This is a genomic window from Nocardia sp. NPDC050408 (assembly GCF_044458905.1).
Classification (GTDB): Bacteria; Actinomycetota; Actinomycetes; order Mycobacteriales; family Mycobacteriaceae; genus Nocardia.
In genome coordinates this window covers 174,295-189,860 of sequence record NZ_JBITIL010000016.1, presented here as the reverse complement: position 1 = coordinate 189,860, position 15,566 = coordinate 174,295, and the positions used below count along the sequence as shown (strand labels likewise).

Below are 15,566 nucleotides of genomic sequence, written 5' to 3'. Positions count from 1 at the left end.
CGATATGGTGGTCGTCCACTAGAAACACCCTGGTCATTTCGCTGTGTCTCTATGCAGCATTCACTCAGCCTAGGGCGGTGTTCGTGATCGCGGGTGGAGTTCGTCCGCTGATCAGCGACCGAAGGTGTCGTCCCGCCCGGGGGCGCGCAATCGTACGCATTCGGGGCCGTCAGAGCTGGATGCCGACTCGCGCGATGCCGTTCTGGCGGTAGGCCGTCACGGTGAAGTCCGTGTCGGCGACCAACCGCATCATCCTGGTATTCGCCGGAATCAACTCTGCGACGAATCGTGCGATGCCGCGCTCACGCGCGAGGTGCACCAGGCGGTGCAGGAGTTCGGGGCCGAATGCGCCGGTCCGGTTGTCCTGATGGTGGTCGATGACAATCGCGACCTCGGCAGTCTCGGTCGTGCCGAGCACGACGAAGCTACCGAGGCCGACGATCCGATCGCCGGCGAAAGCGCCGAGCACACAATGCGCCCCATCGCGCAGGGCGAGGGCGCGAGCGACGTTGGGTAACTCCGTCGGACGTGGCACGAGATTTCGGAAGAGACCGTCCGCATCGGGCATCCCAGCGTGCAGATCCGCGACGGTCGCGGCATCGGCTGGGCCGAGCGGGCGGATGGTGATGGTTTCGGTCGAGGTGATCATGCCGTGGACTCCCAGCAGCCGAGATCGAAGTCTTTCTCAAGCAAAGCATCGCTGAAGAGGGCCGGATCGGGGATGGGCCGAAGGTCCCCAATCGAAGGACCGAACAGCACTTTGAGCTCTGGGCCCGGTCCATGCTCGATCCGTTGCCTGTCCATCGAATCGCTCCATGAGCGCCAGCACGTCGGCGACGGCGGTGTCGACATCGACCGACGATCCAGGGCTGTGCGACCAAAGCCGCCCGCGGTCAGGACCTAAGACCGCATCGCCGCCCGGCCGGCCACGTGCATCGTGGACCCAGGAGATAATTATTAAGGAGCGATATGAGCAACTACGGCACGACGGTCCGGGACGAGCTGCGTACGCCCACCCGCGAGCTGCGGCGCGCGCTCCCGCAGGTGTACGCCGGTTACAAGCAGTTGCATGATGCGGCGCTCGCCGCCGGTGAGTTGGATACCAAAACCAAAGAGCTGATCGCTCTTGCCATCGCGGTGAGCAAGGAATGCGACGGCTGCATCGCCGCGCACGCGCACGCCGCGGTTCTACGCGGCGCGACCCCTGCGGAGGCGGCCGAGGCCATCGGCGTCAGCTTCCTGATGAACGGCGGCCCCGCAACCGTCTATGGCGCCCGCGCCTACGCGGCGTTTACCGAGTTCTACAGCGAACGCACGGACTAGCGGCGCCGTACATCCACCGAGAATTTGTGTTCGAGGTCGACATCGACGCCGAACTCGCCCGGCTCGGCATGCCTGCGCGGGGGGCGGTGAGCGTGTGCTGTCGTCTTGTTGCGCCGACCACCGCGATATCGCTCGAGTCGACGGCAGCCCAGCGAGCGGCCTCCATGGCGGTTTCGGAGAAATTTGCCGACGACGGGGAGAGTTGACGGCATTGGCGGACATAGGATGTCGCTACCTTCCCGCACAAGCGGGCCCTACTGCGGGTGCACGACCGTGACCGGACACTGCGCGTGCTGAACCAGCGCATTGCTCGTGGAGCCGAGCAGCAGTCCGCGGAATCCGCCGCGTCCTCGGCTGCCCACCACGAGCAGTTGAGCGGACTTCGACCAGTCGAGCAGCGGTCGGCGCGGCCCGGATAGGTACACCTTTCGGATGATCTGGATGTTCGGGTACTTCGCCTGCCACTGCACGAGCTGCCCGGCCAGGAGCGCGTGTCCTGCGATCTCGATGTCGCGGTCGGAGGGGATGTAGGGGAATGGGGTGAAGATGTCGAGATACCGTTCGCTGCTGGCATGAACCGCGACGAGTTGGGTTTCACGCGCGTCCGCCTCGGCGAACGCGACCGCCATCGCGGCTTCGCTGACCGGGCTCCCGTCCACGCCTAGGACGACGGGACCGACGTTGCGAGTCTGCTGATCGGTGCCGGTGTCGCGGACTACCACTATGGGGCCGTGACCGTGGCTGGTCACCGCAAGCAGGGTGCTGCCGAGGTGGGCGAGTGTTCCGGCGGTGCCCGCCGCACCGATCGCGACAAGATGCGCGGTTTCGGATCGATGGATCAGCAACTGGGCCGGGTTTGCCTCGGAAACTTCGGTTTCCACGGCGAGTGTTGAGTCGACCCGATGGGCCAGGCGCTGGGCCGTCAGCACGTAGTCTTGCCCGCGTTGGCGGATCTTCTCGAGCATATGGGGCACTATCACCTCGTAAGCTCGCAACGCCGCACCGATCGAGGAGAGATCGAGGCCGTGCACGATGCGTAGTCGGCGTTGCCGTTGCGAGGCCGTTTCTGCCGCCCAGCGGACGGCGAGGTCGGATGCCGCTGAACCGTCGACGCCGACGACTACTTCGGCCGAGGTCAGTCGGTGCGGATCATCGTTGTTCGGGGTCATGAGCGCGCTGTCCCTTCGGTTCCAAAGGCTCGATCGCGGTGGTGCTGTCGATGTGGATGAGGGCGTCGAATTGGTCGGCGGGTCTGGTGTGCAAGTAGTGGCTCCGGCGTTCGGCGGCGGGGCGGTAGACCACGCCGATGGCACGCTGTAGGCGCGGTTGCCGCAGCAGGTCGGTAGCCTCGCCCGGAATGTCCATGCGGAGCAGGAATTCCGGGTTGCCGGTGTCGTGTAGCAGCTCTTCCATGCTGGATGACAGTGCGGGGCGGATGGTTTCGCGGATGGCGGGCCCGCCCCACTCCGGCGCGGCGGTAACCGTGCCCGAGCAGGTGCTGAAGCCGATAATGCGGCAGGCGTCGCCGTGGCGCTCACGGATCAGCTGGCCGAGGCTGAGTTCACCTTCGCTGCCCAGTTCGGTGGCGCGGGCATCGCCGACGTGGGAGTTGTTCGCCCACACCACGATTCGGACTGGTGTACCGTCGTCGCGACCCAGATGAGCGACGAGCGCGTCGAGGGTGTCGGCCATATGCCGCTCGCGCAGATTCCACAAGGACATCCGGTCACCGAACATGGCCCGGTAGTAGGCCTCGGCGTCGCGCACCGACCAGGCATTGCGCAATGCGTTGAACAGTTCGTCGGCGCCGAAAGCTTCCAGTTCGCCGCGGGCGATCTCGACGCGCTGTAGTTCGAGCAGTTGCCGGATCACTTGTGCCTCACAGGATTTGCCCGCGCCGAAGGCGGCGGCGAATCCGTAGGCCTGGCCGTCGTCGCCCGCGACGTAGTCGAAACAGCCGTAGCGAATCTTGGCGCGCTGCGCAGCCTGCGGATCGCCCCGGTCGAGGTAGTCCACGACCTTGTGCATGGAGCGATGCAGGCTGTAGAGGTCGAGTCCGTAGAAGCCGGCCTGCGGCTGGTCGTCGTGTTGTTGCTCGCCGTTGTGCACGCGCAGCCAGATGACGAAGTCGTGGACCTCGGTGTTGCGCCACATCCAGGTCGGGAATCGATCGAACCCGCGCAGTGCCTGTTCGGCGGTGCTGTCGCTGCCGCGCCCGTGCACGTACTGGTTCACCCGGTAGGCGTCGGGCCAGTCCGCCTCGGCGGCGACGGCGGTGAAGCCCTTCTCCTCGATCAGCCAGCGCGTGATCGCCGCGCGGGCCCGGTAGAACTCGTGTGTGCCGTGCGAACTTTCGCCGATCAGCACGAACCGGGCATCGCCGATGATTTCCTCGAGCACCTGAGTGGTTGGGAGGCCCTCGGGTGCGTCGATGGCGGCGGCGCGGATGGTCGCCGCTGTGTCGACGGGCGGGACCGCGACGCCGGTGGTCGAGATGCCGAGCAGAGTACGCACCTGCGCGTCGGTGACCTGGGTGAAGTCCCAGAACCATTCGCCGACCGCGCGGAACGGCGATGGCATTGTCGCGCAAACCATTTCGTCGACCGAGGCACCGAGTTCCAGGCAGGTCGACTCCGGCGCGGCGGGGAGCGCGACAACAATCCGCTTCGGCTCGCCCGCCCGGATCACTTCGATGGCCGCGAACATGCTCGCGCCGGTGGCCAACCCGTCGTCCACCAGGATCACCGTCCGCCCGGCCACCTCGATCGGGCCTCGGTCGGCGCGATAGGCGGCCTCGCGCCGGATCATCTCCTGGGCCTCGTCGCGGGCGATGCCACGCACCTGATCGGCGGTCAGCCGCAGTGCGCGCACCATATCCTCATTGAGGACGATGCGGCCGCCGGTGGAGAGTGCGCCGATCGCGAACTCGGGGTGGCCCGGGGCGCCGAGTTTGCGCACGACCAGTGCGTCCATCGGTGCGCTCAGCGCGGCGGCGACCTCCCAGGCGACCGAAATACCGCCGCGCGGCAGTCCGAGCACCAGGACATCTGGATCGCCGCGATAATGTTCGAGTAGACCGGCGAGCACCCGGCCCGCTTCATGCCGATTCCGGAAGATCGGCCGCGGCGTTTTTCGCTCGACTTGCGTAGGGCTCATCGAAAGCCTCCTATCACCGCAAATGGGCCGAATTATCGTGTCAGAGTGCCGTATTCGGTGCCCGAAACCATTCCGGTCGGCGGGCGGGCAGGCCGAGCGCGCTGCGCTGGACGGCGAGGCTGAGATCCGTCGCGGTGACCACTCCGATGAGTCGGCCGTGCGGGTCGATCGCGGTAATGACGTCGAAGTCGGGTCGCAGGACCACCGTAGACCAGTGCGCGCCGACTCGGATGCCCGAGACCCGGCTCAGCGGGATCGTTGCACGCAGCATGTCAGCGCTCGGGCGTCTCGGCGCCGACCAGACCTTCGGCGAGCAGAATGCGGTGTGCTTGCTGGGCCGCCTGCGTCGATCGGTCGCGGTCGGGTTCCTCGACGGGCAGCCGTTCGATGCCGCGCGCCAGCATGGCAACGGCGTCGCCGAGGGCTTGGACGCGGTCTTGGAGACTGGCAAGCGGATCGACCGTCTGCGTCTCGGCGACCGCCTGCCATTCGATCAGCGATTCGTCGATGGTCATTCGCGCACCGCACAGCACGCCGTACAGCTGCATCGGCAGGACCGCGAACATCCGGTCCAACTGTCCGGGAGAGAACAGGTCCGACAATGCCGCCGTGACCGCGCCCGCGACCGGGCCGACTTCGTCCTCGTCGACGCCCGACTCCCTGGCGAACTGCCTGAGGAATTCGGTGCTGCCATGCCGGACGGGCACATGGCTGGGCACCCAGCCCTCGTAGTAGGCACCGCGCAGTATCTCGGGCAATTGCGCGGCCAGATGCGCCGAGCTGCTGACGCCGATGCGGTCGCGCACAGTGTGCAGCCAGGCGCGCAGCGCCCGGTAGGCGAAAGCTCGATCGTCGGTATCGAGACTGTCGGCGACAGTGCGGAGCCAGTCGTGGGCAGTCTGCACGGCGGGCGCGAGGGGATCGTCATGGTGCGACATGGTTGGCCTCCTGAATGCTGACCGGGTGCGGTGGTGGGTTCTTATCGCTCAGCCTGTGTCCCGCGCGGCCATCATCCAAGGGCCGAAGGTTGCCCCTGTGTGAGCCGATGGTCCCGGTTTCGGCTCCGCCGCGTGAACGAGTGGGCTGATCGGTCTGTGCTCGGCTGGCCGAAGTCTCCTAGGTGGATGTTCCGAGTCGAATGCGGCGACAGGTGTGGCCCGGGACTCGGCCGCGGCCCAGCCGGCGGGCCTCCCGCGCTGGGTACATCGATGTAGACGGTTCGACCGCCGAACTGCTCAAGGCCATCGCACCCTACGACGTGGTTGACATTGTCAGCCATGAACCGGATCTCGAAGAGGTCTTCCTCACCTACTACGGACAGGAGTGAAGACCACGCGGCGCAACGTCTATCTGAAAAGTCTGCGCGATCCGGCATGGGCTGATCGGCTGGAGCATCGGGATCGTCGCGCTCGTGCTGCTGGAAAGCGCTTTGTGGCCGTCGATCCCGGATGCGCGGCGAGCCGGTGGCGGCCACTCCCAAAGGTGAATGCGAGTTCGGAACGAAGTTGCGAACTCGCAGATAGAGATATGTTTTCCGACCTGTTCTCCGACGAAGTCGCACCCCGACAATGTGCCCGGCGTCACAGTCCGAATCGGCTGTGACGTATTGACCATCGCCGCTCGGTCCAGCATGGTGGCGGGAGGTTAACAAGCGCTCAGTAACTTGCGTGAAAGGTTCACACTCATGCCCGAAGCCGTCATCGTCTCTGTCGCCCGGTCACCGATCGGTCGCGCTGGCAAGGGGGCGTTGCGAGACCTCCGGCCCGACGACTTGGCGACGCAGATCGTGCAGGCCGCGCTGGCGAAGGTGCCGGCCCTCGGCCCGAACGACATCGACGATCTGATGCTCGGTTGTGGCCAGCCCGCCGGTGAGTCGGGCTTCAATCTCGGGCGCGTGGTGGCGGTTCTGGCGGGCCTGGATCGAGTGCCGGGCACAACGGTCAACCGGTACTGCTCGTCGAGTTTGCAGACAACCCGGATGGCGATGCATGCGATTCGCGCCGGAGAAGGCGACGTCTTCATCTCCGCCGGTGTGGAGACCGTGAGCCGCTACATCAAGGGCAACGCCGACGGCCTGCCCGACACCGAGAACCCGATGTTCGCCGACGCGGTGGGCCGGACCGCGAAATTCGCTGCGGGAGGTGAGTTCTGGACCGATCCGCGCACGGAGGATCTGCTGCCCGACATCTATATCGCGATGGGACAGACCGCCGAGAACGTGGCACAGCTGTGCGGTGTGACCCGTGCCGAACAAGACGCTTTCGGCGTGCGCAGCCAGAACCTCGCCGAGGTCGCCATCGCCAACGGGTTCTGGGAGCGTGACATCACTGCGATCACGCTGCCCGACGGCAGCGTTGTCTCGAAGGACGATGGCCCGCGGTCCGGAGTCACCCTGGACAGGGTCGCCGAACTGAAGCCGGTATTCCGGCCCGATGGCACGGTGACGGCCGCCAACTGCTGCCCGCTCAACGACGGTGCCGCCGCGGTCGTGATCATGTCCGACACCAAGGCCGCCGAGCTGGGCCTGACGCCGCTGGCTCGGATCGTTGCGACCGGAGTCAGCGCGCTGTCCCCCGAAATCATGGGCCTGGGGCCAGTGGAGGCGTCCAAGCAGGCGCTGGCTCGTGCCGGGATGACCATCGACGATATCGACCTGGTCGAAATCAACGAAGCCTTCGCCGCACAGGTTATTCCCTCGGCGCGGGAGTTGGGTGTCGACTTCGACAAGCTCAATATCAACGGCGGCTCGATCGCGGTCGGTCACCCATTCGGCATGACCGGCGCCCGCATCACCAGCACGCTGATCAACTCCCTGCAGTTCCACGACAAGCAGATCGGTTTGGAAACCATGTGCGTCGGTGGCGGTCAAGGCATGGCAATGGTGCTCGAGCGCCTGTCATAACGGGCACACATTCTTCAAAGGACATATTTGTGAACAGATTCGAAGGCAAGACTGCGATCGTCACCGGTGCCAGTCGAGGCATCGGGCTCGGCATCGCGCAGCGCCTGGTCGACGAGGGGGCCAGGGTCGTGATCACCGCCCGTAAACAGGACGCGCTCGATGAAGCGGTGAAAGTACTGGGCGGCCCCGACCGGGCGCTGGCCGTCGCGGGTCGCGCTGATGACGTCGACCACCAGATCGAGACCGTCGAGCGGGCGATCGACACGTTCGGTAGCGCCGATCTCCTCGTCAACAACACCGGCATCAACCCGGCTTTCGGGCCGATGGTCGATCTGTCGCTGGAGGTAGCCCGCAAGATCGTCGAGGTCAACTGTCTGGCCGCGCTGTCATGGGTTCAGCAGACGTATCGGGCCTGGATGAAGGACTACGGTGGCGCGATCGTGAATGTGTCGTCGGTGGCCGGTCTCAAGCCCGCGCCGGGTATCGGCTTCTACGGTTCCAGCAAGGCGATGCTCACGCACATCACCCAGGAACTCGCGGTCGAGCTCGGCCCGAACCTGCGGGTCAACGCCGTCGCCCCGGCAGTGGTGAAGACGAAGTTCGCCACCGCTCTCTACGAGGGCAGGGAGGACGAGGTCGCTGCGGCCTACCCGCTGAAGCGGCTCGGCGTGCCCGAGGACATCGGCAGTGTGGTGGCGTTTCTGCTCTCCGACGACGCGAGCTGGCTGACCGGGCAGTTGCTGGTCGTGGACGGCGGCATCACTCTCACAGGTGGGGTCTGACATGGCGCGCATTCGACGAGCATTCATGACCAATCCGATACCGCGGACCGCGGTCGTGACCGGTGCCGCTCGCGGTATCGGCGCCGACGTCGCCCGGCGGCTGGCTGGTGACGGCATGGCTGGCCGAGACGGTCGCGGTGCTGGTGCCGCGCGTGATTGCCGATCAGGAGGATGACAGATGACCAATCCCGACGCGGTTCGTGACGATCTGCGCCGCCGGGTGGAAGCCGTACTCGCGGAGCACGATCCGGCCACCACCGATGCTGTGACCTTTCACCGAGCCAGGTTCGACGCGGGTTTGGCCTGGGTTCACTTTCCGATCGGGCTCGGTGGCCGGGCCGTCGACCGGGAAGCGCAACCGTTCGTCGATGCCCTGTTCGAGCAGGCCGGATCTCCGGACAACAATGCGGCGATCAACGGTATCGGCCTGGGTATGGCCGCGCCGACGATCCTCGCCCACGGCAGCACGGAACAACAGCAGCGCTTCCTGCGTCCGCTGTGGAGCGGGGAGGAGATCTGGTGCCAGCTGTTCAGTGAACCGGGCGCCGGCTCGGACCTGGCCGCGATCGCCACCCGGGCAGTGCGCGACGGCGACGACTGGGTCGTCAACGGGCAGAAGGTATGGACCTCGGTCGCGCACAAAGCGCGGCTGGCAATCCTGGTGGCGCGCACCGATCCCAGCCAACCCAAGCACGCGGGGCTGACCTACTTCATCTGCGATATGACCGCCCCCGGAGTCGAGGTCCGGCCGCTGCGGCAGATCACCGGCGAAGCGGAATTCAACGAAGTCTTCCTCACCGACGTGCGGATCCCCGATGCGCACCGCCTGGGCAAGGAAGGGGAAGGCTGGCGAGTCGCGACCACGACGCTGAACAACGAGCGCGTCTCGATCGGGGGGCGCACTGCCCCGCGAGAGCGGAGTACTCGGTGTCGCCGCCGACCTCTGGCGAGAACACCCGGAAAAGCGCACCCCCGAACTGCACCACCGGTTGTTGCGATTGTGGGTGGATGCCGAGGTCTCCCGGCTGGCGGCAACCCGACTGCGTCAGCAGGTGGCCGGCGGCCAGCCCGGACCCGAAACCTCCGCCGTCAAGCTGTCGTTCGCCCGCGTCAACCAGCAGGTCGCCGGACTGGAGGTCGAACTGCACGGTGAGCACGGCCTGCGATACGACGATTGGACAATGGTGCGCCCGGACCGAGTCGATTTCGCCGGTCGGGGCGCCGGCTACCGCTTCCTGCGGGCCAAAGGCAATTCGATCGAGGGCGGAACCTCGGAAATCCTGCGCAACATCATCGCCGAACGGGTCCTCGGCCTGCCGAGCGAACACCGCGCGGACAAGGACATCGCCTGGAAGGACCTGAGCCGATGAGCGACATCCTGCTCCTCGACACCGATGTCGAGACCTCCCTGCGGAGCGCGGTACGTGACCTGCTCACGAGCCGATGTGACCCGTCCGCGATTGTGGGGGCCTACGAAGGCGATCGGACACTGACCCGGATGTTGTGGAAATCGATTGCCGACGACCTCGGGATCGCTGGTCTGCTCATCCCCGAGGACCGCGGCGGGGCCGGCGGTACGGCCCGTGACGCCGCTGTCGTACTCGAGGAGTTCGGCCGGTTCGTCGCACCGGTACCGTTTCTGACCAGCAGCGTGATCGCCGCGACCGTCCTGCTCGCGGGCGAGTCCGCGCTGGTCGGTCAGCTCGGCGGCGGTGAATGCAGCGCAGCGCTGCTGACGCCGTTCTCCACTGCGTCGGTGACGCAGGTCCCGACGCTGACGGCTGATGCGCAGGGCCGGGTGTCCGGCCGCGTCACCAGTGTCGCCGGTGCGCTCGATGCCGATGTACTGCTGGCCGCCGTGCAGACGGCGAACGGTACACAGGTGCATGCGTTGGCGGCTACCGCGGTGGCGATCGAGCCGGTGGTCTCGCTGGATATGACCCGTCCGCTGGCCGACGTCACTGTCGACTCTGTGCCCGGCCGGGTCGTTGTCGCTGCCGAATCCGGTTGGGCAGCACTGCAATCCGGTTTGACGATCGGTGCCGCACTCCTGGCGTCCGAGCAAGCGGGGATCGCGGCCTGGTGCCTGGAGACAACTGTCGAGTATCTGAAGCTGCGCCGTCAGTTCGGTCGGGTGGTCGGTGGATTCCAGGCGCTCAAGCACCGCCTTGCCGACCTCTACGTCGAGGTCGAGTCGGCTTCGGCCGCCGCGCGGTATGCCGCGGGGACATTCGCGGCGGGCGACCCCGACAGTGGGATCGCCACCGCCGTCGCCGCGTCCTATTGCAGTGATATCGCGGTGCGGGCCGCCGAGGAAGCCATCCAACTGCATGGTGGGATCGGCATGACCTGGGAGCACCCGGCGCATCTGTACCTCAAGCGCGCCAAGGCCGACCAGATCGGGCTGGGAAGTCCCGGCCACCATCGGGGGGTGCTGGCCGACCTCGTCGGGCTGCCGTTGGAATAGGGCTGAATCTGCCCAATTCCGAGAACGACCAATACAAAGGAGTAACCAGTGGCCGATCCGTATGTGGTGGTGGCGACCATGATTGCAAAGCCGGGGGAGGAGGAACTCGTCGAGCAGACCTTGACGACCGCGGCTGCGGCAGTGCACGCCGAACCGGGCTGCCTGATGTATGCGTTGCACCGGAAGACCGGGACAACGGGCCATTTCGTCATGATCGAGAAATGGGCGTCGAAAGAGGCCCTGCGTGCGCACGGTCGAAGCACCGCAATGCGCGAGATCGGGCAAGCGCTGGGCAACGCACTCACCGGCCCGGCCGAGATCTCGGTCTTCGACCCGCTTCCGGCCGGTGACCCGGAACTCGGCGCTGTCTGACCCGGTCTGTTCTGCGTTCTGCGAAGAAGAGGAGTTTACGTGACAACAACCCAGCAGGTGCGGCTCGCGAAACGGCCGTCGGGGCTACCCGACGCGGGCACATGGAACCTGACGACCGAGGAGCTACCCGCGCTCTCCCGGGGCAGATCCTGGTCAAGGTGGATTTCATCTCCCTCGACCCGGCGATGCGCGGCTGGTTGAACGACGTGCGATCGTATGTGCCGCCGGTCGGTGTCGGGGAGGTCATGCGATCGCTGGATATCGCGACGGTTGTCGAGTCGACGCACCCGGACTTCGCCGTCGGCGATGCCGTCAGCGGAATTTTCGGCGTGACCGAATACGCGATCCATAATGGCCGGGGGGTGCAGAAGGTCGATATGAGTACGGCGGCCGGCCCGACCTGGTTGGGGACGCTCGGAATGCCTGGGATGACAGCCTATTTCGGTTTGCTCGAGGTCGGTGGGCTGCAGGCCGGAGATACGGTGGTGGTTTCCGCGGCCGCGGGTGCTGTCGGCAGCATCGCCGGTCAGATCGCGAAGATCAAGGGCGCGAACGTGATCGGGATCGCGGGCGGCCCAGAGAAATGTCGGATGCTGACCGAGGAACTCGGTTTCGACACGGCCATCGACTATCGGAACGAGAACGTCCTACAGCGGTTGCGGGAGGTCGCTCCGGACGGAATCGACGTCTATTTCGACAATGTCGGCGGTGACATCCTCGATGCCGCGCTTGCCAATCTTCGGCGCGGTGCCCGCGTCGTCATCTGTGGTGCGATCTCGGCATACAACGCGGAGAAACTACCTCCGGGACCTTCACGGTATATGTCGCTGTTGGTTCACCGGGCGTCCATGACGGGCTTCGTCGTTTTCGACTATGCGGACCGTTACGGTGAGGCGGTCGCGGAGATCTCCGGTTGGCTGGCCGAAGGCAGGATCAAGAGCAGGGAGCATGTTGTGGACGGCGGTGTCGCCTGCTTCGGTGAAACCTTGAACATGCTGTTCACCGGTGCCAACACCGGCAAACTCGTGCTCACTGTGTAGAGCCATACTGTCCAGGTGACCGATACAGAGGACCTCTCGCGTGCGGACCAGACCCGCGCTCGGCTGCTCGACGCGGCGGTGGTTGCCTTCGCTGAACGCGGCTTCCACGGCTCGACGACCCGCGATATCACATCGATTGCCGGGGTGAGCACGGGTGCAATCTACGTGTACCACCGCTCCAAGGAAGAGTTGCTCTACCAGATCTCGCGCACCGGTCACCTGGACACCCTGGAGCGAATCCGCGCTGCCATCGCTTCGGCACAAGACCCCGCCGACCAACTGATCGCGTTGATGCGGGAGTTCACGATCCATCACGCACGCGCCCACACCGTGGCCCGGATCATCAACTATGAGCTCGCCGCTCTGAGCGCAGAACATCAACAGGAGATCAAGGAAATCCGGCGCTCGATCGAAGGAGAGGTCCGGAGCTTGATCCAGCGAGGTGTCGCCACCGGGGTTTTCGAGAACTCGAATTCCCACATGGCCGCCACTGCCCTGCTTTCGCTGGGAATAGATATCGCGCGCTGGTATCACGAGGGTGGCTCCTGGTCACCGGAGGACATCGGCGACTATTACGCGGAGCTTGCCCTACGGATTGTGGGCGGTCGGAAATCGAGCCCGCCCGGGCGCGCTCGATCGTGAATATCACAAGGTGATCACATGCAGACCGACGCCGCAGAATTGCTCGCGAGGATCGCGGGCGGACTGAGCCGGCATGCGCTGGGCTTGTCCGAACGTTTGACGGAGCAGATGCTCCAGATCGAGCCGGAGCTGCGCGGCGACAGCCGGGTGGAGTCACTACTGCGCGCCAGCGTCACCGGCAATGTCGTGATCGCGTTGCATATCTACGAACTGGGGCTGGACATCGACGAGATCGATGCGCCGGCGGAGGCGTTGGAGTACGCCCGTCGCATGGCCCAGCGCGATACCTCGATCACCGCGCTGCTGCGGGCCTACCGCATCGGGCAGCGGCTGTTCAACGACCACATGCTCGGCGAGGTCACCGCCGCGACGAACGACCTCGACCTGGTCACAGCGGCGGTGGCCGAAATGACCGACCGCTCGTTCGCCTATATCGATCGGGTCTCCCAACAAGTCGTGACCGCCTACCAGGACGAGCGGGAACGGTGGCTGCAGAACCAGATGGCTGTCCGCACCGCTCGGGTCCGCTCGATCCTGTCCGGACAGCGTTACGACCCGGGTGACAGCGAACGTGCGCTGGGATATCGGCTCGACCGAACCCACTTGGGCCTGGTTGTCTGGTCCGACGCGGGTGCCGATCAACTGCGTGCGGCCAAACAAGTGGCGACAGCCATCGCCGACCAGTTGGCCTGCCGAGGACAACCCCTGCTGATCCCGGCCGACGAATCGACCCTGTGGGCGTGGCTCCCGCAACCGGAACTGGGAATGGATTCCGCCGCGATGTGCACTCCGACGGCGACATGGGTGGCGGTGGGTAGACCTGCCAGCGGGCTGGAGGGCTTCCGACTGACTCATCGTCAGGCGACACAAGCGCAGGTGGTCGCGATGTCCGCGCCGCCACCGCAGCGTGCCTCGGTGTCGTGTTCGGCACAGGTCGGGCCGATCGCGCTGATGTGCTCGGATCTGGCCGCAACGCGAGCGTGGATCAACGAAATCCTTGGGTCGCTGGCGCGTGACGACGATGCCACGGCACAGCTGCGCGAGACCGCGCGTGTCTTCCTGGAAACCAACGGCAGCTTCCAGACAACCGCCGAGCGGCTGGTACTGCACCGCAATACTGTCCAGTACCGGATCCGCAAGGCGGAGGCGGTACTGGGGCATTCACTGCGGGAGGGACGGCTGGACGTCGAGGTCGCCCTGCTGGCCTGCCGATGGTTGGGGTCGACAGTGCTGCAGCCCGTGGGTGACTGAGTCATCCGTCGTGCGGTGCGCACGATCACTCCGGCTATCTTCATGCGCTCGCGATATGGTCCACGTCACATCACCTTCCTAACGTTGCATTCACGCCAGCGAGCTGCTGCGTTAGCAAGGAGATCGACATGCACTTCGCCGCCCTCCCGGATGTACGCGCCGGGATCTTCCCCACCAAACCCTGTCTTACCGACGACGACCTGGGGCGGATCACCAACGCCGAGTTCCTCGACCTCGTGCAGAAGTACGCCGATCGGTTGTCGAAGGCGGGGATCGGTGTCGGCGATGTTGTCGCCGTAATGCTGCCCAACCGGCTCGAATTGATCGTGGCATTGTTCGCGACCTGGCGGCTGGGTGCCGCGGCGACGCCGATCGCCCCGTCACTGACCCCGGACGAGGTGGAATATCAGCTGACCGATTCCCGCGCTCGCGTACTGGTCTGCGCCGATAACGGTGAGTCCGGCAATGTCCGTGCACCGCAGCCGCTTTCGGTGCCAGAGCTGGATCGGCACGAAGGCCGCGTCGGTGGTGCGGAGGCGACCGAGTTCTCGAACGACGCGCTGGCGTTGATCATCTACACCAGCGGTACCACCGGACGCCCCAAGGGCGTCGAGCTGACGCACGCGAACATCATGGCGATGGCCGAGACGATGGTCGTGGGCATGCGGCTGACCGCTGACGACCATAGTCTGCTGATTCTGCCGCTGTTCCACGTCAACGGCATCGTGGTCAGCGTGCTGTCGCCGCTGCTCGCCGGCGGCCAGACCACTGTCGCGGGCAGGTTCTCGCCGCGGACCTTTTTCGACAGGGTCGAGGCGGCGCGGCCGACCTTTTTCTCCGCGGTGCCCGCCATCTACGCCATGCTGTCGGCGCTGCCGGCGGAGATCCAGCCCGACACCTCCTCGGTCCGGTTCGCCCTCTGCGGTGCGGCTCCGATGCCTGTCGAACTGCTCGCGCGGTTCGAGGAGCGCTACGGCGTCCCGATCTACGAAGGCTATGGCCTGTCGGAGGGGACGTGCGCGAGCACGGGCACTCCGCTCGACGGTGTCCGCAAACCCGGCACCGTCGGTATCGCCCTGCCAGGTCAGGAGATCGCCGTCGTAGACAGCGAGGGCAATTTCCTCGGTGACGGATCGGCGGGCGAGGTCGTGATCAAAGGCCCGACCGTAATGCGGGGATATTTGGGTCGGCCCGATGAGACGGCGAAGGTGATCGTCGATGGCTGGCTGCACACGGGAGACGTCGGCCGCATCGACGCCGAGGGCTACCTCACCCTGGTCGACCGCATCAAGGACATGATCATCCGCGGCGGCGAGAACATCTACCCCAAGGAGATCGAGTCCGCGATCTACACCCACCCTCGGGTGCTAGAGGCCGCCGTGATCGGGCGACCGCACCCCATTTACGGCGAAGTACCCGTCGCCTTTGTGTCCTATCGCGATGGGGCCGGGATCGAGCCGGAACAGATGCTCGATCATCTTCGGAAGTCCTTGGCCGAGTACAAGATTCCCGAAGTGATCGTGGCCGTCGACGAGATCCCGAAGAACCCCGTCGGGAAGATCGACAAGCGGACTCTGCGCGCCCGCCCGGTCGAAGCGCACCTCTGACACCCCTCAGCTTCCACTCGAAAG

Annotated in this window: 15 protein-coding genes and 3 pseudogenes; 13 read left to right on the top strand and 5 right to left on the bottom strand. The window is 65.7% G+C overall.

The window, feature by feature from the left end:
- Window positions 1-169 precede the first annotated feature (169 nt).
- Window positions 170-649, bottom strand: coding sequence for a GNAT family N-acetyltransferase (locus ACIBJI_RS33320; protein ID WP_364352540.1), 480 nt, complete (start codon window positions 647-649; stop codon window positions 170-172).
- A gap of 320 nt (window positions 650-969) precedes the next feature.
- On the opposite strand from ACIBJI_RS33320, the gene ACIBJI_RS33315 reads away from it, so the two are divergent.
- On the top strand, window positions 970-1,323 hold the full coding sequence (locus ACIBJI_RS33315; protein ID WP_364352543.1) for a carboxymuconolactone decarboxylase family protein: 354 nt from the start codon (window positions 970-972) through the stop codon (window positions 1,321-1,323).
- A 26-nt stretch (window positions 1,324-1,349) separates the two neighbouring features.
- A complete protein-coding gene (locus tag ACIBJI_RS33310; protein ID WP_364352546.1) occupies window positions 1,350-1,529 on the top strand; it encodes a hypothetical protein in 180 nt (59 codons plus the stop codon).
- A gap of 48 nt (window positions 1,530-1,577) precedes the next feature.
- Here the strand turns inward: ACIBJI_RS33310 and ACIBJI_RS33305 are convergent, their stop codons facing one another.
- From ACIBJI_RS33305 to ACIBJI_RS33290, 4 genes are read right to left on the bottom strand one after another with little or no spacing between them, the layout of a single operon-like run.
- Window positions 1,578-2,492 (bottom strand): universal stress protein, encoded by a 915-nt coding sequence (locus ACIBJI_RS33305; protein WP_364352549.1) that lies wholly within the window; start codon window positions 2,490-2,492, stop codon window positions 1,578-1,580.
- Window positions 2,473-4,479, bottom strand: a complete 2,007-nt coding sequence (locus tag ACIBJI_RS33300; protein ID WP_397087236.1) for an erythromycin esterase family protein — start codon at window positions 4,477-4,479, stop codon at window positions 2,473-2,475. Before ACIBJI_RS33300 ends, ACIBJI_RS33305 begins: the two co-directional genes overlap by 20 nt.
- A gap of 40 nt (window positions 4,480-4,519) precedes the next feature.
- Window positions 4,520-4,750, bottom strand: coding sequence for a hypothetical protein (locus ACIBJI_RS33295; RefSeq protein ID WP_397087234.1), 231 nt, complete (start codon window positions 4,748-4,750; stop codon window positions 4,520-4,522).
- Window position 4,751: 1 nt separating this feature from the next.
- Window positions 4,752-5,417, bottom strand: coding sequence for a DUF2267 domain-containing protein (locus ACIBJI_RS33290; RefSeq protein ID WP_364352558.1), 666 nt, complete (start codon window positions 5,415-5,417; stop codon window positions 4,752-4,754).
- Window positions 5,418-5,617: 200 nt separating this feature from the next.
- Here ACIBJI_RS33290 and ACIBJI_RS33285 point away from each other — a divergent pair, with 200 nt between their 5' ends.
- The 11 genes and pseudogenes from ACIBJI_RS33285 to ACIBJI_RS33235 all read left to right on the top strand — a co-directional run bounded on the left by ACIBJI_RS33285 (window position 5,618) and on the right by ACIBJI_RS33235 (window position 15,542).
- Window positions 5,618-5,806 carry a hypothetical protein gene (locus ACIBJI_RS33285; protein WP_397087232.1) on the top strand — a complete coding sequence of 63 codons (189 nt, stop codon included), beginning with the start codon at window positions 5,618-5,620 and terminating at the stop codon, window positions 5,804-5,806.
- 357 nt (window positions 5,807-6,163) lie between these two features.
- The gene (locus ACIBJI_RS33280) at window positions 6,164-7,381 is read left to right on the top strand and encodes an acetyl-CoA C-acetyltransferase (RefSeq protein WP_364352565.1); all 1,218 of its coding nucleotides are present in this window, start codon (window positions 6,164-6,166) and stop codon (window positions 7,379-7,381) included.
- A 29-nt stretch (window positions 7,382-7,410) separates the two neighbouring features.
- Complete coding sequence (locus ACIBJI_RS33275; protein WP_364352568.1) at window positions 7,411-8,163, top strand: SDR family oxidoreductase; 753 nt, start codon at window positions 7,411-7,413, stop codon at window positions 8,161-8,163.
- Window positions 8,164-8,188: 25 nt separating this feature from the next.
- A pseudogene (locus ACIBJI_RS33270) lies at window positions 8,189-8,278 on the top strand (beta-ketoacyl-ACP reductase); the annotation flags it as partial.
- Window positions 8,279-8,341: 63 nt separating this feature from the next.
- Window positions 8,342-9,533: pseudogene (locus ACIBJI_RS33265) on the top strand (acyl-CoA dehydrogenase family protein).
- On the top strand, window positions 9,530-10,630 hold the full coding sequence (locus ACIBJI_RS33260; protein WP_364352574.1) for an acyl-CoA dehydrogenase family protein: 1,101 nt from the start codon (window positions 9,530-9,532) through the stop codon (window positions 10,628-10,630). The pseudogene ACIBJI_RS33265 and the gene ACIBJI_RS33260 overlap by 4 nt, the downstream one beginning before the upstream one ends.
- Window positions 10,631-10,678: 48 nt before the next feature.
- Window positions 10,679-11,002 carry a putative quinol monooxygenase gene (locus ACIBJI_RS33255; protein ID WP_364352577.1) on the top strand — a complete coding sequence of 108 codons (324 nt, stop codon included), beginning with the start codon at window positions 10,679-10,681 and terminating at the stop codon, window positions 11,000-11,002.
- Window positions 11,003-11,041: 39 nt separating this feature from the next.
- Window positions 11,042-12,042, top strand: a pseudogene (locus ACIBJI_RS33250) (NADP-dependent oxidoreductase).
- A 15-nt stretch (window positions 12,043-12,057) separates the two neighbouring features.
- The gene (locus ACIBJI_RS33245; protein ID WP_364352583.1) at window positions 12,058-12,684 is read left to right on the top strand and encodes a TetR/AcrR family transcriptional regulator; all 627 of its coding nucleotides are present in this window, start codon (window positions 12,058-12,060) and stop codon (window positions 12,682-12,684) included.
- A gap of 18 nt (window positions 12,685-12,702) precedes the next feature.
- A complete protein-coding gene (locus ACIBJI_RS33240; RefSeq protein ID WP_364352586.1) occupies window positions 12,703-13,935 on the top strand; it encodes a helix-turn-helix domain-containing protein in 1,233 nt (410 codons plus the stop codon).
- 128 nt (window positions 13,936-14,063) lie between these two features.
- A complete protein-coding gene (locus ACIBJI_RS33235; protein ID WP_364352589.1) occupies window positions 14,064-15,542 on the top strand; it encodes an AMP-binding protein in 1,479 nt (492 codons plus the stop codon).
- Window positions 15,543-15,566 lie beyond the last annotated feature (24 nt).